Raw genomic sequence first — 18,264 nt, forward strand, 5'->3', positions numbered from 1 at the left:
TTTTTTTATGCCCGGGCCTCAGGCCGCGAGGGCTTCGGCTTCGCCCAGTCGCTCGACCAGTTGCGTCAACAACACCGGGCTGCGCAGGATCGCGTGGTGGTCCTCGTCGAGCGCCGCAGCGCTCGCGAGGTCCGGCCGCCCCAGTTGCAGCGCGAGCGCGGCGCGGTCCGCCGCCGGGCGCCGCGCGATCCACCAGCACTCGGCGTGGCAACGCAGCGGCACGAGCGCCTCGGTCTCGATCGCCTTCAGCTGCTGGCTCACGAGGAAGATGCGGGCCAGCTCGTCGTCGGGCAGGTTCGCGTGCGCCGGCATCTCCAGCGCATCGCCACGGGCCTGCGCCCTGGCACGCGCCTGGGCGATCAGCGCAGCCACCGTCGCCTCGTCGCAGACGAAGTCGTCGATGTCCAGCAGCCCGTCCAGGCGCGCCGCCGGCCAGGCCGAGGCGACGAAGTCGGCGAAGTCGCGGCGGCCGTCGTCGTCCACCGTCTGCAGGGGCGCGTCGGGCTCGGGCACGTAGGGATCGACCAGGCCAAGGAACGCCACCGCCTGCCCTTCGCCCTCGAGCCGCGCGGCCACGGCCGCCGCGAGCGCGCCGCCGAGCGACCAGCCCAGCAGGTGGTACGGCCCCTGCGGCTGCACGCCACGGAGCATGCGGGCGTAGTCGTCGGCCATGCGCGCCAGCGACACGTCGCGGTGCGCGGGATCGGCGAGCATGCGGCACGGCAGGCCGTACACGGTGCGCACGCCCTGCAGGCGGCGCGCCAGCGGCGCGTAGTCGTACACCGTGCCCAGGGCGGCGTGCATGCAGAACAGCGGCGGCGCACCGGGCACCACGGCGTTCAGGGCCACCAGCGACGGCGCATCGGCACGCCCGCCCAGCAGCCCCGCGATGGTCGGCGCGCGCAGGAAGTCGTGCAGCTTCAGATCGAGCGCCGGCAGGCCCAGGCGCCGTGCCTGCGCCATCACCTTCAGGCTCAACAACGAATCGCCGCCGAGTTCGAAGAAGTTGTCGTCGCGGCCCACGCGTGCCACGCCCAGCACCTCGGACCAGATGCGCGCGAGCGCCTGCTCGGCGCTGCCGCGCGGCGCGTCGTAGCCGTCGCCGCCGGCGAACACCGGCGCCGGCAGCGCATGGCGATCGACCTTGCCGCTCATGTTGAGCGGCAGCGTGTCGAGCACGACGATGGCCGCCGGCACCATGTGCTCGGGCAGCAGCGCCGCGAGGCTGGCACGCAGCCGCGCCGGCTCGATGCGCTCGCCCGCCAGCGGCGACACATACGCCACCAGCCGCGCGCCGCCAGCGCCCTGGCTGGCGACCACCACCGCCTCGCGCACCTGCGGCAGCGCCAGCAGCTGCGCCTCGATCTCGCCGAGCTCGATGCGAAAGCCGCGGATCTTCACCTGGTGGTCGATGCGCCCCAGGTAGGCCATCTGCCCGTCGGCCTCCCAGCGCACGAGGTCGCCCGTGCGATAGAGCCGGCCGCCCGGCGCGCCGAAGGGGTCGGCCACGAAGCGTTCGGCGCTCAGGCCCGCGCGCTGCAGATAGCCGCGCGCCAGGCCGTCGCCGCCGAGGTACAGCTCGCCGGCCACGCCGGGCGGCACCTGGTTCATGGCGCCGTCGAACACGTAGGCCGTGCGGTCGCCGACGAGGCGGCCGATGGGCATGTAGGCCGCGTCGAAGCCCTCGCCCGGCGCGGCCTTGGCGATCATCGGCGTGATCACGGTCTCGGTCGGCCCGTAGCCGTTGACGATGCGCGGCGGCTTCAGCACCGACTGCACCAGCGCGAAGCTGGTGCGCGGCATCGCTTCGCCGCCCACGGTGTAGGAACGAATGGGCAGCCGGCTCGCAGCCTCGCCCATCAGCTCGGCCATCTGGTGCAGGTAGCCGGGCGTGAAGCAGGCGATGGTGATGCCGTGGCGCGCGATCTCGGCGCAGGTTCGCTCCACCGGCCAGACCTCTTCGTCGCGCGGCATCAGCGCCGCGCCGAAGGCCAGCGGCACCCAGGTGCGCTCGTGCGCGCCGTCGAAGTTGATCGATGCGAACTGCAGCTCTCGGTCCTCCGGCGTCATGCCGTAGGCCTCGCCGATGGACTGCACATGCATGGCCAGCGGGCCGTGCGCCACGGCCACGCCCTTGGGCTTGCCGGTCGAGCCCGAGGTGTAGATCACGTAGGCCAGGTGGTCGCGGTGCACCGCCACGCCGGGGTCATGTGACGGGCCACTCGACAGGTCCAGCGTGTCGAGCGTCAGGGCCTTCACACCGGGCAGGCCGATGCGGTCCAGCACCACAGCGTCGTCGGCCAGCAGCAGCGCGACGCCGCTGTCTTCCACCATGTAGGCCAGCCGCTGCGACGGGTAGGCCGGGTCGAGCGGCACGTAGGCGCCGCCGGCCTTGAGGATCGCCAGCAGCGCCACGACCATGTCGGCCGAGCGCCGCACCGCGAGACCCACGCGCACTTCGGGCCGCACGCCCGCGCGCACGAGGTGGTGCGCCAGCCGGTTGGCGCGCGCCTCCAGCGCGGCGTAGCTCAACGTGCGGTCGCCGAAGATCAGCGCGGTGGCCTCGGGCCGCAGTGCGGCCTGGCGTGCCACCAGCACATGCACCGGTGCGGTGTGCTGGTAAGCCGGCGTGTTCGCGCCCCAGGCCTGCAGGCGCTGCGCCTCGTCGGCCGTGTACAGGTCGAAGGCGACGACCGGGTGCGTGGCCGCCTGCGCGAGGTCGTCGGCCACGCGGCGCACCGCGTCGTGCATGTACTGGCACACGCGCGCGGCGCCAACCGATGCATCGACCTGCGCGGTCAGCGCGAAGCCGTCGGCGCGTTCGTTCACAGACAGCGCGAAGGCGTAGTTGGAGCGCTCCTGCGCGCCGAGCGTCTCGATGCCTTCCCAGCCGCCGGCACCGGCACCCGCCTCGGGCGCCTGCGCCACATAGCGGTAGTTCAGCAGCGTCGAAAACAGCGGCGTGCCCTTGGGCACCGCGCTGCAGCGCTGCGCGAGCGACAGGCTCGCGTGCTCGTGGTGCAGCAGGCCGGCCAGCGCGGCGTGCGTCTGGCGCACGCAGGCCAGTGCATGGCTGCGGCCCAGCGTCACGCGCAGCGGCAGCGTGTTGATCATCATGCCGAGCGCGCGCCCCGCGCCCTCGCCGCCCGCGAGCCGGCCGAACAGCACGGTGCCGAACACCACGTCGTCCTTGCCCGTGGTCTTGGCCAGCACCAGCGCCCACGCCAGGTGGAACAGCGTGGCCGCGCTCACGCCGCTGCGTTGCGCCTGCGTGCGCACGGCCTGCGCCAGCGCCGCGTCGAGTTCAAGGTGCGCTTCTTCCACGGCCGTGCCGTCGCCGCGCGCATCGAACAGGTCGAAGGGCGCGGTCGGTTCGCGCACGTCGCCGAGCATGCGGCGGAAGAAGGACTCCTGCTCGGCCACGTCGGCACCCAGCCGTGCCTGCGCGACGAAGCTGCGGAACGGCACGGGCGGGGGCAGCGCGTCGGCGCGGCCTTGCAGCAGCAGCGTGATCTCCTCGACCAGCAGGTCGCGCGAGACATGGTCGAGCGCCAGGTGGTGGCTTGGCAGCTGCAGCAGCCAGCCGCCGCCCGCCGCATCGTGCGCGGCGATGGCGCGCAGCATGGGCGCGCGGCGCACGTCGAGGCGGTAGTGGCCGGGGCGCACATGGGCTTCGAGTTGCGCGGCGACATCGCCCGCGGCGGCGTCGATAGCCAGCCATTCGATCTTGGCGGGTGCATGGCGGTGCACCACCTGCACCGGCTCCGCCAGCCCTTCCCACAGCACCGCCGTGCGCAGCATGTCGTGGCGCGCGATGACGCGGTTCAGGCAGTCCATGAACGCATGGAGCCGGGCCTCGCTGTCGAAGCGCATCTGCAGCGACTGCACATAGACGTCGCCCTCGGCCTGCATCAGGTGATGGAACAGCAGGCCTTCCTGCAGCGGCGCGAGCGGGTAGATGTCCTGGATGTTGGCCGCGCCGCCGGGCACCGCGGCTTCGATGCGGCGCAGCTGCGCATCGTCGAGCGTCACCAGCGGCAGCATCTGCGGCGTGAGCAAAGTGCAGCCGTCGTGAATCGCGTTGTCGGGCACTACCGGCGCCGGGCGCGGCGAGGCGCCGGCCTCCAGCGTGGCGCGCGCGAAGTCGGCAAAGCGCGGGTTCTGGAACAGCGTGCGCACCTGCGCGCCGAAGCCCTGCCGGCGCAGCCGCTCGAGCAGCTGCATGGCCAGCAGCGAATGGCCGCCGAGTTCGAAGAAGTTGTCGTTGCGGCCCACGCGCGGCGCGCCGAGCACCTCGGCCCACACGGCGGCCATCGCCTCCTCGGCCGCGCCCTGCGGCGCTTCCCAACTGTCGGCTGTAGCAGCGAACACGGGCTCGGGCAGCGCGGCGCGGTCGACCTTGCCGTTGGCGTTCAGCGGCAGCGCCGAGAGCACGGTGATCGCCGACGGCACCATGTACTCGGGCAGCACCTGCGCCAGCCCGTCGCGCAGCGTGAAGGCCTCGACCGGGCGTTGCGCGTCGAGGCTCGACACGTAGGCCAGCAACAGCGCACCGCCTGCACGCTCGCGCGCGACCACCACGGCCTCGCGCACGCCGGGCTGCGCGCGCAGCCGCGCCTCGACCTCGCCGAGCTCGATGCGGAAACCGCGCACCTTCACCTGGTGATCGAGCCGTCCCAGGTATTCGAGCTGTCCGTCAGCGCGCCAGCGCACGAGGTCGCCCGTGCGGTACAGGCGCCCGCCCTTCGCATCGAAGGGGTCGGCCACGAAGCGCTCGGCGCTCAGGCCGGCGCGGTTCAGGTAGCCGCGCGCTAGCCCCGAACCGCCGAGGTACAGCTCGCCGGCCATGCCAGGCGGCACCAGGTTCATGTCGGTGTCGAGCACCACGGCGCGGCGGTCGCCCACGGGCGCGCCGATGGGCAGGTAGGCGGCGTCGAAAGCAGTGCCGGCATAGGCCTTGGCGATCGTTGGCGTGATCACCGTCTCGGTCGGGCCGTAGCCGTTGATGAGGCGCGGCGGCTGCAGCGTCTGCATCACGCGCTCGCAGGCCACGCGGCCCATGGCCTCGCCGCCGACGGTGTACGAGCGCAGCGTGGGCACGCGCCCGTCCTCGCCGAGCTCGTCGGCCATCTGCTGCAGGTAGCCCGGCGTGAAGCAGGCGACCGTGATGCCGTGGCGCCGCATCTCTTCGCAGCTGCGGTGCACGGTCCACAGTTCCTGGCTGCGCGGCATCAGCGTGGCGCCGAAGGCCAGCGGCGTCCAGATGCGCTCGTGCGCGCCATCGAAGTTGATCGACGCGAACTGCAGCTCGCGGTCTTCGGGCGTCATGCCGTAGGCGCGACCGATGGTCTGGATGTGCATGCTCAACGGGCCATGCGCCACGGCCACGCCCTTGGGCTGGCCGGTGGAGCCCGAGGTGTAGATCACATAGGCCAGGTGCTCGGGATGCACCGCGACATCGGGTGCACCGTCGGGGCCACTGTCGAGCACACCGCCGTCGAGCAGCAGCGCGGGCAGCGCCTGCATCGACGCGCCCAGCCGCTCGCGCACACGCGCCTGCGTGAGCAGCAGCCGCACGCCGCTGTCGGCCGCCATGAAATCGAGCCGGTCGGGCGGGTAGTCGGGGTCGAGCGGCACGTAGGCCGCGCCCGCTTTCAGCACGCCGAGCAGCGCCACCACCATCTCGGGCGAACGTTCCACCGCGAGGCCGATGCGGTCCTCGGGCTGCACGCCCTGCGCGATGAGTGCGTGCGCGAGCCTGTTGGCGCGCATGTCGAAGTCGCGAAAACTCATCGGCACGCCATCGACGATCAGCGCCGTGGCCTCGGGCCGCAGCGCGGCCTGGCGCTCGACGAGCCGGTGCACGGGCACCTCGTCCCAGGCGGTGTCCTGGCCCTCGCCCCACTGGCGCAACTGGGCGTGCTCCTGCGGACCGAGCAGCGCCACCTCGCGCAACGTGCGCGTAGGGTCGTCGGCCAGCTGGCGCAGCACCGCGACGTAGTGCGCGGCCATGCGCTCGATGGTCGCGGGCTCGAAGATCGCGCGGGCGTAGGTGAAGCTCAGGCCGAGCGTGCCGTCGGCCTGCTCCAGCGTGTCGAGCGCGAGTTCGAAGGGCGCCGCCTGCTCGTCGAGTTCGCAGGCTTCGATGCGCAGGCCTTCGAGCCGGTCGAGCGCGCCCAGGTCCTGCTGCCGGTGGTTGAAGATCACCTGGAACAGCGGCGGGTGGCTCAGGCTGCGCTCGGGCTGCAGCGCCTCGACCAGCTGCTCGAACGGCAGGTCCTGGTGCGCTTGTGCGCCCAGCGCCGCCTCGCGCGCCTGCGCCAGCGCCTGGGCCAGCGTGGTGTGACCGGCCAGCTCGGCGCGCAGCACCTGCGTGTTGACGAACAGGCCGAGGATGCCGGCCGTCTCGGGCCGGTCGCGGTTGGCCACGGGCACGCCGAGCCGGATCTCGCCCTGCCCCGTGTAGCGGTGCAGCAGCGCCTGGAAGCCGGCCAGCAGCACCATGAAGAGCGTCGCGCCCTCGGCGCTCGCGCGGCGGCGCAGCGCCTGTGCCAGTTCGCCCGGCAGGTCGAGCCGATGGCGCGCGGCGAGGTACGGCCCCTGCGGCGGACGCGCGCGGTCGGCGGACAGTTGCAGCAGCGGCTGTTCGCCGCCCAGGCGTTCGGTCCAGTAGGCGAGCTGGCGTTCGCCCTCGCCTGCTTCGAGCCAGTGGCGCTGCCAGGCCGCGTAGTCGGCGTACTGCAGCGCCGGCGCGGCCGGCACGGCGGCGTCGTTCCCTTGACGGTGCGCCTGGTACAGCGCGCCGAAGTCGTCGACCAGCAGCTGCATCGACCAGCCGTCGGACACGATGTGGTGCATCACCAGCACCAGCAGGTGCGCGGTCTCGCCGGTGCGCAGCAGGCCCACGCGCAGCAGCGGGCCACGCGACAGATCGAAGGGCGTGCGCACGAGACGCGCGGCCTCGTCGCGCACCTGCGCGGGGTGGGCGCGCAGATCGGCTTCGCGCAGGTCGAGCACCGCCTCGGGCGACACGGTCTGCTGCGGCACGCCGTCGTCGCTCACGCCGAAGCGCGTGCGCAGCGACGGGTGCCGCGCCACCAGCGCCTGCAGGCTCGCGCGCAGCGCCCCACAGTCGAGCGCGCCATGCAGCGTGAGTGCGGCCGTGATGTGCTGCGCCGTGCTTTCGGGGTCCATCTGCCAGAGGAACCACTGGCGCGCCTGCGCGTACGAGGCGGGCCGCGGCGCACCGGGCACGGCGGCCGGGTCGGGCACGATCGGCAGGCGGCCGAAATCGATGCCCTGCGCACGCAACGCGGCGATGAATTCCTTCTGCCGCGCCGGCGGCAAACCCGCCAGCCGTTGGGCGATGGCCCTACTGCGTTCGCTACTGCTCACTCAACCCCCCAGACTTTCCAACAATGCATCCATGCGATCGAGATCGCTCTCGGCCTGCGCGGCCTGCTGCGCCTGCGCCGGCCCTTGCGCGTCGAGCGCCTGCGCGCACGCCGCCAGGTCGGGCAGTTCGAAGTAGCGCTGCAGCGGCAGGTCGATGCCCATCTGCGCCTTGACCTGCTGGCGCAGCTTGAGCACCGCGAGCGAATGCCCACCGAGCTCGAAGAAGTTGTCGCCGCGTCCCACGCGCGACAGCCCCAGCACCTGCGCCCACAGACCCGCCAGCGCGGTTTCGGTGGCGCCCTGCGGCGGCACGTGGGCGCGCTGCTCCGCCGCTTCGGGTGGTGGCAGCGCCTGCCGGTCGATCTTGCCGTTGGCGTTCAGCGGCAGCCCCTGCGGCATCGCGACGATGACGCTCGGCACCATGTAGTCGGGCAACGCCGCTGCCAGCCCCGCACGCAGCGCCGCGGGACGCAGCGGCTGGCCTTCGGCGCCGGCCGCATAGGCCACCAGCCGCGCACCGCCCGGTCCTTCCTGCGCCAGCACCAGGGCCTGTCGAACGCCGGGCTGCGCGAGCAGCTGCGCCTCGACCTCGCCGAGTTCGATGCGAAAGCCCCGCACCTTCACCTGGTGGTCGAGCCGGCCGAGGTACTCGAGCTGGCCGTCGCCACGCCAGCGCACGAGGTCGCCGGTGCGGTAGAGCCGCCCGCCATGCCCATCGAACGGATCGGCGACGAAGCGCTGCGCCGTCAGGCCGGCGCGGTGCAGGTAGCCGCGCGCCAGCACCTCGGCGCCCACGCACAGCTCGCCGGCCACGCCGACGGGCACGGGTTGAAGATTGGCGTCGAGCACGCGCAGGCACGCGCTCGATGCGGGCGTGCCGATGGGCGGCAGGTCTTCATCGCCCGCGCCGTCGAGCACGAACTCGCTCACCACGTGCGTCTCGGTCGGCCCGTACTGGTTGATGAGCCGGCACTGCGATTCGCGCGCCAGCCATTCGGCCAGCGCGGGCGTGCGCTTGAGCTGCTCGCCCGCCGTGAGGATCTGCCGCAGCGCCGGCAACCGCCGGCCCGAGGTCAGCGACTGCTCGGCGAAATGCTGCAGCACCGAGAAGGTGAGGAACATGCGTTCGACGCCTTCTCCGTGCACCAACGCCTCGAGCGCATCGAGGTCGAGCCGCTGCGCGTCGGTGGTCTGCACGAGGCAGCCGCCGCCGGCCAGCCCGCTGACCATCTCCTGGAACGCCACGTCGAAGCACGGCGAGGCGAACAGCAGCGTGCGGCCCGCGCCCGGCAGGCGTTGCAGCTGCCACGCGATGAGGCGCGCCACCGCGTCGTGGCGCATCGCCACGCCCTTGGGACGGCCGGTGGAGCCCGAGGTGTAGAGCACGTAGGCCAGCTGCTCGCCATGCACCGGCACCGCCGGGTCGTGGTCGGGCCAGTCGGCGATGCCGTCGTCGGTTGCGTCGAGGTCGAAGGCCAGCCTCTGCACGCTTGCTGCGTCGGGCAAACGCGGCATCAGCGCGCGGCGCGTGAGCAGCAGCGAAGCGCCGCTGTCCTCGACCATGTAGGCCAGCCGCTCGGTCGGGAACGCCGGGTCGAGCGGCACGTACGCGCCGCCGGCCTTGAGAACGGCGAGCAGGCCGACGACAGTCTCGGCCGAGCGATCGACGGCGATCGCGACCGGCATGTCGGGCCGCACGCCCTGCGCGATCAGCCGGTGCGCCCAACGGTTGGCGAGGCGATTGAGTGCGGCGTAGGTGAGGCGATGCTCGGCCGTGATCAGAGCCAGTGCATCGGGGTTCGCCTTCGCCTGTTGTTCGATGAGGTGGTGGACGGACACGACCGCCTGCGGTGCGAATGCACCACGCGACCATGACGACAACCGCTCGCGCTCGGCCGCATCGGCCAGCGTCATCTGGCCCACAGCCTGCGCCGCATCGCCGGCGAGCGCCAGCAGCGCCGCGCGCAACTGGCCCACGAGCGCCGCGGCCTGCGCCTCGTCGCACGCGTCGAGCGCATGCACGAGGTCGATGTGCAGCGCAGCATCGTCATGCACCATCAGCGTCAGCGGGTACGAGGTTTCTTCCTTCGTATGCACCGCGCCGAAGCTCAGGCCGGCCGCCGCGTCGCCGCGCAAGGCCGCATCCACCGGGTAGTTCTCGAACACCACCAGCGTGTCGAACAGCCCCTGCCCGCCCAGCCCGGCCCAGGCCTGGATCTCGTGCAGCGGCGTGTGCTCGTGTTCGCGCGACGCGACCTGCGCCGCCTGCAGTTCGCGCAACCACTCGCCCAAGGGCTGGCCGGGGCGCAGTCGCGCGACCACGGGCAGCGTGTTGATGAACAGGCCCAGCATGCGTTCGGCGCCCGGCATCTCGGCGTTGCGGCCGGCGACGGTGGCGCCGAACACGACGGCGCCGGTGCGCGTGCGCTGGCCCAGCAGCAGCGCCCAGGCGGCCTGCACGACCGTGTTGAGCGTGACGTGCGCGGCGCGCGCGGCCTCGCGCAGGCCGCGCGTGGCCTCGGTGTCGAAGGCCAAGCGCTGGCGAGCCTTGCCGGGGCGTGGCGCGACAGGCGACACCAGCGCCGTGGCAAGGCGCGTCGGCTCCTCCACATCGGCCAGCACGCTGCGCCAGTGCGCTTCGCCGGCTTGTGCGTCGCGCGCCGCGAGCCACGCGATGTGGTCGCGGAAGCGTCCAGGTGCGGGCTCACCCGCCTGCCCCGCGTAGCTGCGCAGCACCTCGGCCAGCAGCTGGGCCACGCTCCAACCGTCGAGCAGCAGGTGGTGGTACGTCCAGACAAGGTGGTGCCGCTGCGCCTGCGTGCGGGCCAGCGCCATGCGCATGAGCGGCGGGCGCGCGAGGTCGAAGCCGCTCGCGCGCTGCGACGCGGCCAGCCGCGCCAGTGCAGCTGGCACATCGACGCTCTCGCGCAGGTCTTGCATCACCCACGGCATCTCGGCACTGCGCGCCACCCATTGCAGCGGCGTGGCGCCGTCGGCCAGGAAGCCGCTGCGCAGGATCTCGTGGCGCGCCAGTACGCGCTGCCATGCGGCGCGGAAGCGCTCGGCATCGAGGCCGTCGATGTCCATGCACAGCTGATTGATGTAAGCCTCGCCCTGCGCATCGACCAGGCTGTGGAACAGCATGCCGGACTGCATCGGCGACAACGGATAGAGGTCTTCGAGTTGCGCCACGGGCAGCGGCAGCGCGTCGAGCTGCGCGGCTTCGAGGCCGGCCAGCGGGAAGTCCGACGGCGTGACGCCGCAAGCGCCCGAGGTGCAGTGCGCGATCAGCGCTTCGAGTTCGTCGCCGAAGCGGCTTACCCAGCCCTGCACATCCTCTTGCGCATGCCGCGCCGCGCTGAAGTCCACCGTCAGTTGCAGCGCACCGTCGCGCACCTGTGCATTGACGCTGAATTCGTGCAACAGCGGTGCGCTCGCGGCGACCGGCTCGCCCGCGTCTTCAGGTGCGAGCGACCACACGGCCTCTGCTGCACCATCAACCTGCCCCAGGTAGTTGAAGACCAGCTGCGGGCGCGGCAATGCGCGCAGCGCCTGCTGCTGTGCGTCCGTGCCCAGGTGCCTCAGCACGCCATGGCCGAGACCGCGTTGCGGCACACGGCGCAGGTCTTCCTTCACGCGCTTGATCGCATCACCCCACGCGCCCAGCGGATCGAGCCGCACGGGGAACAGGCTGCTGAACCAGCCCGTGGTGCGCGACAGATCCAGTGCCTTCTCCGCCGGGAGGATGTCTTCGCGGCCGTGCCCTTCGAGCAGGATCGCCAGCTGCGCATGCCCGCTCCAGCCGCACAGCGCGCGCCCGAGCGCGGTGAGCAGCAGGTCGTTGACCTGTGTGCGGTAGGCGGCGGGTGCCGTCTTGAGCAACGCCTGCGTGCGCGCGCGGTCGAGCTGCCACGCGATGCTGGCGCGGCGCGCCGCGGTGTTCACGCCCTCGGGCCGCGCGCAGGGCAGCGCGACCGGCACATCGGCGAAGGCCTGCCAGTGCGCGAGTTCACCGTCCATCGCGGCAGCTTCGCTCTGCAACGTGCGCGCCCAGGCCTGCAAGCTGGCGCTCTTCGGTGGCAGCACGACCGGTTGGCCGTCGCGGCACTGCGCGTACGCGGTGGCCAGGTCGTCGAGCACGATGCGCCACGACACGCCATCGACCACGAGGTGGTGCGCCGCCAGCAGCAGGCGCCAGTCGCCGCCGGGCAGGCGGATGACCAGCGGGCGAAGCAGCGGTCCATGCGCGAGGTCGAGGCTGCGTTGCGCTTCGTCGCACAGCGCGGCGATCTGCGCCGGGTTCGCTGCATCGCGCACCCAAATCCATTCCTCGCGCCAGCGCGCCGGCAGGGCCTCGTAGGCCTGTTGCCAGCGGCCATCGGCCGCGCGATGGAAGCGCAGGCGGAAGGCGTCGTGGTGCTGCACCACGGCCGCCAGCGCGGCTTCGAGCGCGGGCACCGCCAGCGGCTCGCGGCCTTGCAGCAGCAGCGACTGATTCCAGTGATGGCGCTCGGGCATGTCGGCCTCGAAGAACGCGGCCTGGAACGGCAGCAGCGGCACCTGGCCTTCGGCTGCGGTCTGCTCGGCCTGCACCGCCGCGCCCACGGGCTCGGCCACGGCCGCCTGCCCGGCGACGGTCTGGCGCTCGAACATCTGGCGCGGCGTGAGCTTCCAGCCCGCCGTGCGCAGCCGCGACACGATCTGCAGGCTCAGGATCGAATCGCCGCCGAGTTCGAAGAAGTTGTCCTGCCGACCCACGCGCGGAAGGCCGAGCACCTCGGCCCAGACCGTTGCCAGCGCCTGCTCGACCGCGCCCTCGGGCGCCTCGTAGGCCTGCGCCCCGCTGCGCTCGGGCTTGGGCAGCGACTTGCGGTCGATCTTGCCGTTGGCATTGAGCGGCAGGGCCGGCAGCACGCACAGCACGGCCGGCACCATGTACTCGGGCAGCACCTCGGCCAGGCGCGCCTTGAGCGCGACCGCGTCCACCGCCGCACCGGGCTGCGGCGACACGTAGCCGACCAGCCGCGTGCCACCCGGTCCTTCGTCGGCCACCACCACGGCCTCGCGCACCTGCGGCTGCGCCAGCAGCTGCGCCTCGATCTCGCCGAGTTCGATGCGAAAGCCCCGCACCTTCACCTGGTGGTCGATGCGGCCCAGGTAGGCCAGCTGGCCGTCGTCGCGCCAGCGCACGAGGTCGCCCGTGCGGTACAGCCGCTCGCCGTTGTCGCTGAACGGGTCGGCGACAAAGCGCTCGGCCGTGAGGCCCAGCCGGTGCAGGTAGCCGCGCGCCAGGCCGATGCCGCCCAGGTACAGCTCGCCGCCCACGCCCGACGGCACCGGGTTCAGGCCCGCGTCGAGCACGTAGGTCTTGCAGCCCGCGATGGGGCGGCCGATGGCGACGTGATTCAGCCCGTCGGCGCGGCAGGTCCAGTGCGTCACGTCGATGGCCGCCTCGGTCGGGCCGTAGAGGTTGTAGAGCCCCGCGCCCGGCAGGCGCTCGAACACCTTCGCCTGCGCCTCGGCGGGCAGCGCCTCGCCGCTGCAGACGATGCGCCGCAGGCTGGTGCAGGCCTCGATGCCGTCGTGCGCGAGGAAAGCCTGCAGCATCGAGGGCACGAAATGCAGCGTGGTCACGCCGTGCGTGCGGATCAGCTCGACCAGCCGTGCCGGCTCGCGGTGATCGCCGGGCGCGGCCACGACGAGGCGCGCGCCCTGCATCAGCGGCCAGAAGAACTCCCACACCGACACGTCGAAGCCGAACGGCGTCTTCTGCAGCACGGTGTCGCCATGGCTCAACGCGTAGGCGTCCTGCATCCAGGTCAGGCGGTTGTAGAGCGCGTTGTGACGGTTGGCCGCGCCCTTGGGGCGGCCCGTGGAGCCGGAGGTGAAGATCACGTAGGCGAGGTTCTCGCCATGCAGTGCGACCTGCGGGCAGGCGGTGGATTCGGCCGACAGGTCGAGCGCATCCAGCGCCAGCATTTGCACATGCGCCGCCACCGGCAGCGCCTCGCGCAGGTGCGACTGCGTGAGCAGCAGCGTCACGCCGCTGTCTTCCAGCATGTAGGCGATGCGCTCGCGCGGCAGCTCGGGGTCGATGGGCACATACGCGCCGCCGGCCTTCAGGATCGCCAGCAGCCCCACGACCATCTCGAGGCTGCGCTCGGCGGCGATGCCCACGGGCATGTCGGGCCGTACGCCCCGACCGATCAGGTGATGGGCCAGCGCGTTGGCGCGCGCGTCGAGTTCGCCATAACGCAGCACCGTGTCGCCGAACACCAGCGCGACCGCCTCGGGCCGCTCGCGCGCTTGCGTCTCGATGAGCCGATGCACGGGCTGCGTGTACGGGCGGTGCGGCAGGTTCTCGCTCCACGCACGCAGCCGTGCCTCATCGTCCGCGTCGGTGAGCACGAGGTTCGCGAGCACGCGGCCGGGATCGTCCGACATCGCCTGCAGCACGCGCTGGTAGGCGCGCACCAGGCGCTGTGCGGTCGTGGCGTCGAACAGGTCGGTGTTGTATTCGAGCCGCCCGCGCACGCTTCGCGGGTCGATGTAGAAGTCCAGCGACAGGTCGAACTTGGCACCCGCGTCGTCGAACTCCTGCAGCTCGGCGCGCACGCCCGCGAAGTCGAGCGCGACGGCCTCGCCGGCCATCTGCACGCCGAACATGGCCTGGAACAGCGGGCTGCGCGCGGGGTCGCGGCGGTCCTTGCGGCTGGCCAGCAGCACCTCGAACGGCAGGTCGGCATGGTCGAGCGCGGCCAGCGCGTCGGCGCGCACCTGGCGGCACACCTCGCGCAGCGTGCGCCGGGGCGCGAGCCGCGCGCGGAACACCTGCGTGGTGATGAAGAAGCCCAGCAGGTCCTGCACCTCCTCGCGGTGGCGGCCGGCATTGGGCACGCCGATGGCGAAATCATCCTGCCCGCTGCAGCGCGACAGCAGCACCTGCCAGGCCGCGAGCAGCACGACGAACGGCGTGCAACGCTCGGCGCGGCAGAAGGTCTGCAGCGCCGCCGCCAACGCCGGCGGCAGCTCGAAGCCCAGCGCGGTGCCGGCGAAGGTCTGTTGCGCGGGGCGTGCGCGGTCAGTCGGCAGATCGAGCGACGGCACCTCGTCGCCGAGGTGGCGGTTCCAGTGCGCGAGCTGCGGCGCGAGCGCCCCGCCCTGCACGCGGGCACGCTGCCACACGGCGAAGTCGGCGTACTGCACGGGCAGCAGCGGCAGCTGCACCGGGCCGTCGCTGCGCAGTGCCAGCGCGTAGGCCGCGCCGAGGTCGCGCGCCAGGATCGGGTTCGACCAGGCGTCGGACACGATGTGGTGCAGGCAGACGGTCAGCACATGCCGGTCGTCGGCCAGCTTCGCAAGCCGTGCAATTAGTGCAGGCGCGCGGCCCAGGTCGAACACATGCGTCGCGGTACGGCGCACGAGCGCATCGACGGCGGCCTGCTGCGCGTCGGCGCCCTGGTCCAAAAGGTCGATGCGCTCCAGCGCGAACGGCACCTCGGCCTGCACCACCTGCATCGGCACGCCGTCGTGTTCGACGAAGTGCGTGCGAAGGATCGCGTGACGCGCAATGACCGCCTGGAACGCACGTTCCAGCGCATCGGCGTCGAGCGCGCCGCTCAGCCGGAACACGCGCGGCAGGTTGTAGGCCGTGAGCCCGGGCTCGAGCTTCTGCAGGAAGCACAGCTGCTCCTGCGCATACGACAGCGGCACCGCCTGGCCGTCGTGCACGGTGCGGGTGATCTCGTCCATTGCCATGCTCATGCGGCCTCGCCCACGGATTCTTCGGCCAGGTCGCGCTGCCGGTGCGTCTGCGCCAGCTGTTCGAGCGCGATGGCATCGGCGCTGGCCTCGCGCAGCACGGCGGCGAGCGCCGCGGGTGTCGGGTGATCGAACACCACGCCGGCCGCCACCTCGACCTGCAGCAGCTTGCGGATGCGCGCCACCAGCTTGATGACCTGCAGCGAGTGGCCGCCGAGTTCGAAGAAGTCGTCTTCCACGCCGACCGGTCCGCTGCCCAGCAGCGTGGCCATGCCGTCGGCGAGCAGCGCTTCGAGCGCGTCGCGCGGGGCCTTCACTGCACGCCGTGGCGCTTCGGCCGGGGCCGAGGCCGCCAGCGCGAGCCGGTCGATCTTGCCGTTCGGCAAGCGCGCGAAGGCGCTCACGGCCGTGCAGCTCGCGGGCACCATGTGTGCGGGCAGCAACGCGGCGAGTTGCTCGCGCAGCGCGCGGCCGTCGGCCACCTCGCTGTCGCCGACGAAAAACGCGGCGAGCGTGGTCGCGCCGGCCGCATCGGGCACGGCGAGCACCACCGCCTGGCGCACGCCGGGCCGCGCCAGCAGCGCCGCCTCGACCTCGGCCGGCTCGACGCGGTAGCCGTGGACCTTCACCTGATGGTCGGCGCGCCCCGCCAGGCGCAGCCCGCCTTCGGGCAGCACCCACGCGAGGTCACCTGTGCGGTAGAGCCGCTCACCCGCGTGGAACGGATCGGCGACGAACGCGTCAGCGTTCGCGCGGTTCAGGTAGCCGCGGCACAGCTGCGCACCACCGATGTAGACCTCGCCCAGCCCGCCCGCCGGCACGAGGCCGCGCGACGCATCGAGCACGCGCACGCGGTTGTTCGCGAGCACGCGCGTCAGCGGCAGCTGCTCGGGCACCGGCGCGCCGGGTTCGACGGCATGCACCATGACGCCGACCGTGGCCTCGGTCGGCCCGTAGTGGTTGTAGATGGCGCACTGCGGCGCCAGCCGCGCGATGCGCTCGACCAGCGCGCGCGGCGCGGCCTCGCCGCCCAGCACCAGCGTGCGCGGCAGGCAGGGCGCGGCGCTTTCAAGCAACGCTTCGAGGTGCGAGGGCACGATCTTCAGTGCGTCGACGGCGTGTGTGCGCATGAAGCGCGCGAAGGCCTCGGCGTCCTTGGTCTCGTGCGGCGCCGCCACGACGAGGCAGGCGCCGTTGTGGAACGCGCCGAACAGTGCGGTGTTGCCCAGGTCGGCCGCCACCGAGCTGGTGAGCGCCCAGCGGCGGCAGGTGTCGAGCTGCATCGCGGCCGATGCGGCTGCCACGTAGTTCTTCAGCTGGCCCCGCTCGACGGCCACGCCCTTGGGCGTGCCGGTGGAACCCGAGGTGTAGAGCACGTAGGCGAGGTCGTTCGGTGCGGCGATGTGCGATGCGTCTTGCGCTTCAGGCAGCGTGCTCGCATCGGGCAGCGCCGCGTCGATGGTGAAGACGGGCTGCGCATCGGCCAGCACCGCCGCACGGCGCGCCTCGGGCCAGTCGGGGTCGAGCGGCAGGTAGGCGGCGCCCGCGCGCCAGACGGCGAGGATCGCCACCGGCAGGTCGAGCGCGCGCGGCAGGTTCAGCGCGACGATGGTGCCGGGCACCACGCCCTGCCCTTGCAGCCAGTGGGCGACGCGGGCGGTGCGCTGGTCAAGTTCGCGGTAGCTCAGGCGCTGCTCGCCCGGTTCGAGCGCGGGCGCGTCGGGGGTCTGGGCGGCCCAATGGGCGATGCGCTGCGTGACGGTCTGCGTGCCGACATCGGCCACGGCCTCTTGCGACTGCAGCAGCAACTCGCGTTCGCGCGGGCCGACCAGCGGCAGCGCGCCAAGCGCGGCGTCGGGGCGTTCGACGATGGCGTCCAGCAGGCAGAGGTATTGCATCAGCAGGCGCTGCGCCGCCACCTCGCTGTGGCGTGCGGCATCGGCATGCACCGAGAGCGCAGCGCCGCCGGCGTCCCATGCGACCTGCAGGGCGAGTTCGAAACTCGGCAGCGGCCCGGGCAGCGCAGCCAGTTGCCATTGCGGATCGACACCGTGGCGACGCGGCCGCTCGTGGCACGCGAAGCCGACCGCGAGGTGCGCGGCGATGGGCGGCGCCTCGACGACCCAGTACTCCTGCGCCTCGACATGCGCGGCCAGCGCGCCGTCGACGTTGTCGAACCAGTCGGCAAAGCGCGTCTCAGGGGCGGTCTCGACGATGAGCGGCAGCACCTTGTCGAACACGCCGACCGCACCCTGCATCGGCGGGTAGTCGCGGCGGCAGTCGTGCTGCCAGCCGGCGATGAAACGGCCGGTGCCGTCCAGCCGCGCGAGCAGCAGCCACCAGACGGCCTGCAGCAGCGTGTCGGGCTGTGCGCCCAGTGTGTCGGCGCAGGCGGCGATGCGACTCGCGAAAGTGGCGTCGACGGATTCGTCAACACGCACGTGCGCAGCCTGTTGGGAGACAGCAGCTTGCCGACCGACGAGGCGCGGCGGCGTGAGCGAGGACGCCTGCGCGAGGTAACGCTGCCAGTAGGCGCGGCCCTCGGCGGCGTCTTCGCCGTCGAGCAGGTCCTGGCGCCAGGTCACGAAGCGTGCATACGGGAACACCTCGGCGGCATCGAAAGCGTGTTCGTCAGCGAAGGCCGCGGCAATCTGGTCGAACAAGTGCTGCAGGCTGCCGCGGTCGCCGACCCAGGCGTGCACGGAAAGCGCCAGTGTGTGACGTGCCTCCCCGGTGCGTGCGAGCCCGGCACGGACCATCTCGCCGCGCGCGATGTCCAGCGGCACGGCCTGCAGGTTCTCCAGCCATTCGGCCAGTGCGGCTTCAGGCGCGTCGCGCAGGTCTGCGCCCACCCAGGCCAGCGGCGTCATCCCGTCGGTGTACTGCTGGCGCAGCCCCCGGTAGCCCGGCACCGCGCGGATGGCACTGCACAGCGCGCCATGCGCGCCCAGCACGCGCGCCACCACGTCGCGCAGGCGCGCGGCATCGAGCGTACCCTCGATGTCGGCGCGCAGCAGCAGGCGCGGCGCATCGGCCGGCACCGCGCGTTGTTCGGGGCTCAGCGGGAAGGTCGTGTCGTCGAAGTGGTCGGTCATGGTCGTCATTTCG

At 72.4% G+C, this 18,264-nt stretch carries 3 protein-coding genes; all 3 read right to left on the bottom strand.

The genetic code is table 11. The features are described 5' to 3' along the window. Positions 1-18 precede the first annotated feature (18 nt). The 3 genes from VBO01S_RS02245 to VBO01S_RS02255 are packed head-to-tail and all read right to left on the bottom strand — an operon-like array spanning position 19 to position 18,260. A complete protein-coding gene (locus VBO01S_RS02245) occupies positions 19-7,395 on the bottom strand; it encodes a non-ribosomal peptide synthetase (RefSeq protein WP_255221034.1) in 7,377 nt (2,458 codons plus the stop codon). Beyond that, positions 7,396-15,147: a non-ribosomal peptide synthetase gene (locus tag VBO01S_RS02250; RefSeq protein WP_062469878.1), complete on the bottom strand. Its 7,752-nt coding sequence runs from the start codon at positions 15,145-15,147 to the stop codon at positions 7,396-7,398. Between the two features lie 8 nt (positions 15,148-15,155). Beyond that, on the bottom strand, positions 15,156-18,260 hold the full coding sequence (locus VBO01S_RS02255; protein WP_255221035.1) for a non-ribosomal peptide synthetase: 3,105 nt from the start codon (positions 18,258-18,260) through the stop codon (positions 15,156-15,158). Positions 18,261-18,264: the final 4 nt, after the last annotated feature.

The sequence above is a fragment of the Variovorax boronicumulans NBRC 103145 genome (assembly GCF_001591345.1).
Taxonomy (GTDB): Bacteria; Pseudomonadota; Gammaproteobacteria; order Burkholderiales; family Burkholderiaceae_C; genus Variovorax; species Variovorax boronicumulans.

What these genes read in the sequence shown, in the direction of transcription:
- VBO01S_RS02255 (WP_255221035.1), bottom strand. Translation starts at nt 18,260, where the DNA reads ATGACGACCATGACCGACCACTTCGACGACACGACCTTCCCGCTGAGC.
- VBO01S_RS02250 (WP_062469878.1), bottom strand. Translation starts at nt 15,147, where the DNA reads ATGGACGAGATCACCCGCACCGTGCACGACGGCCAGGCGGTGCCGCTG.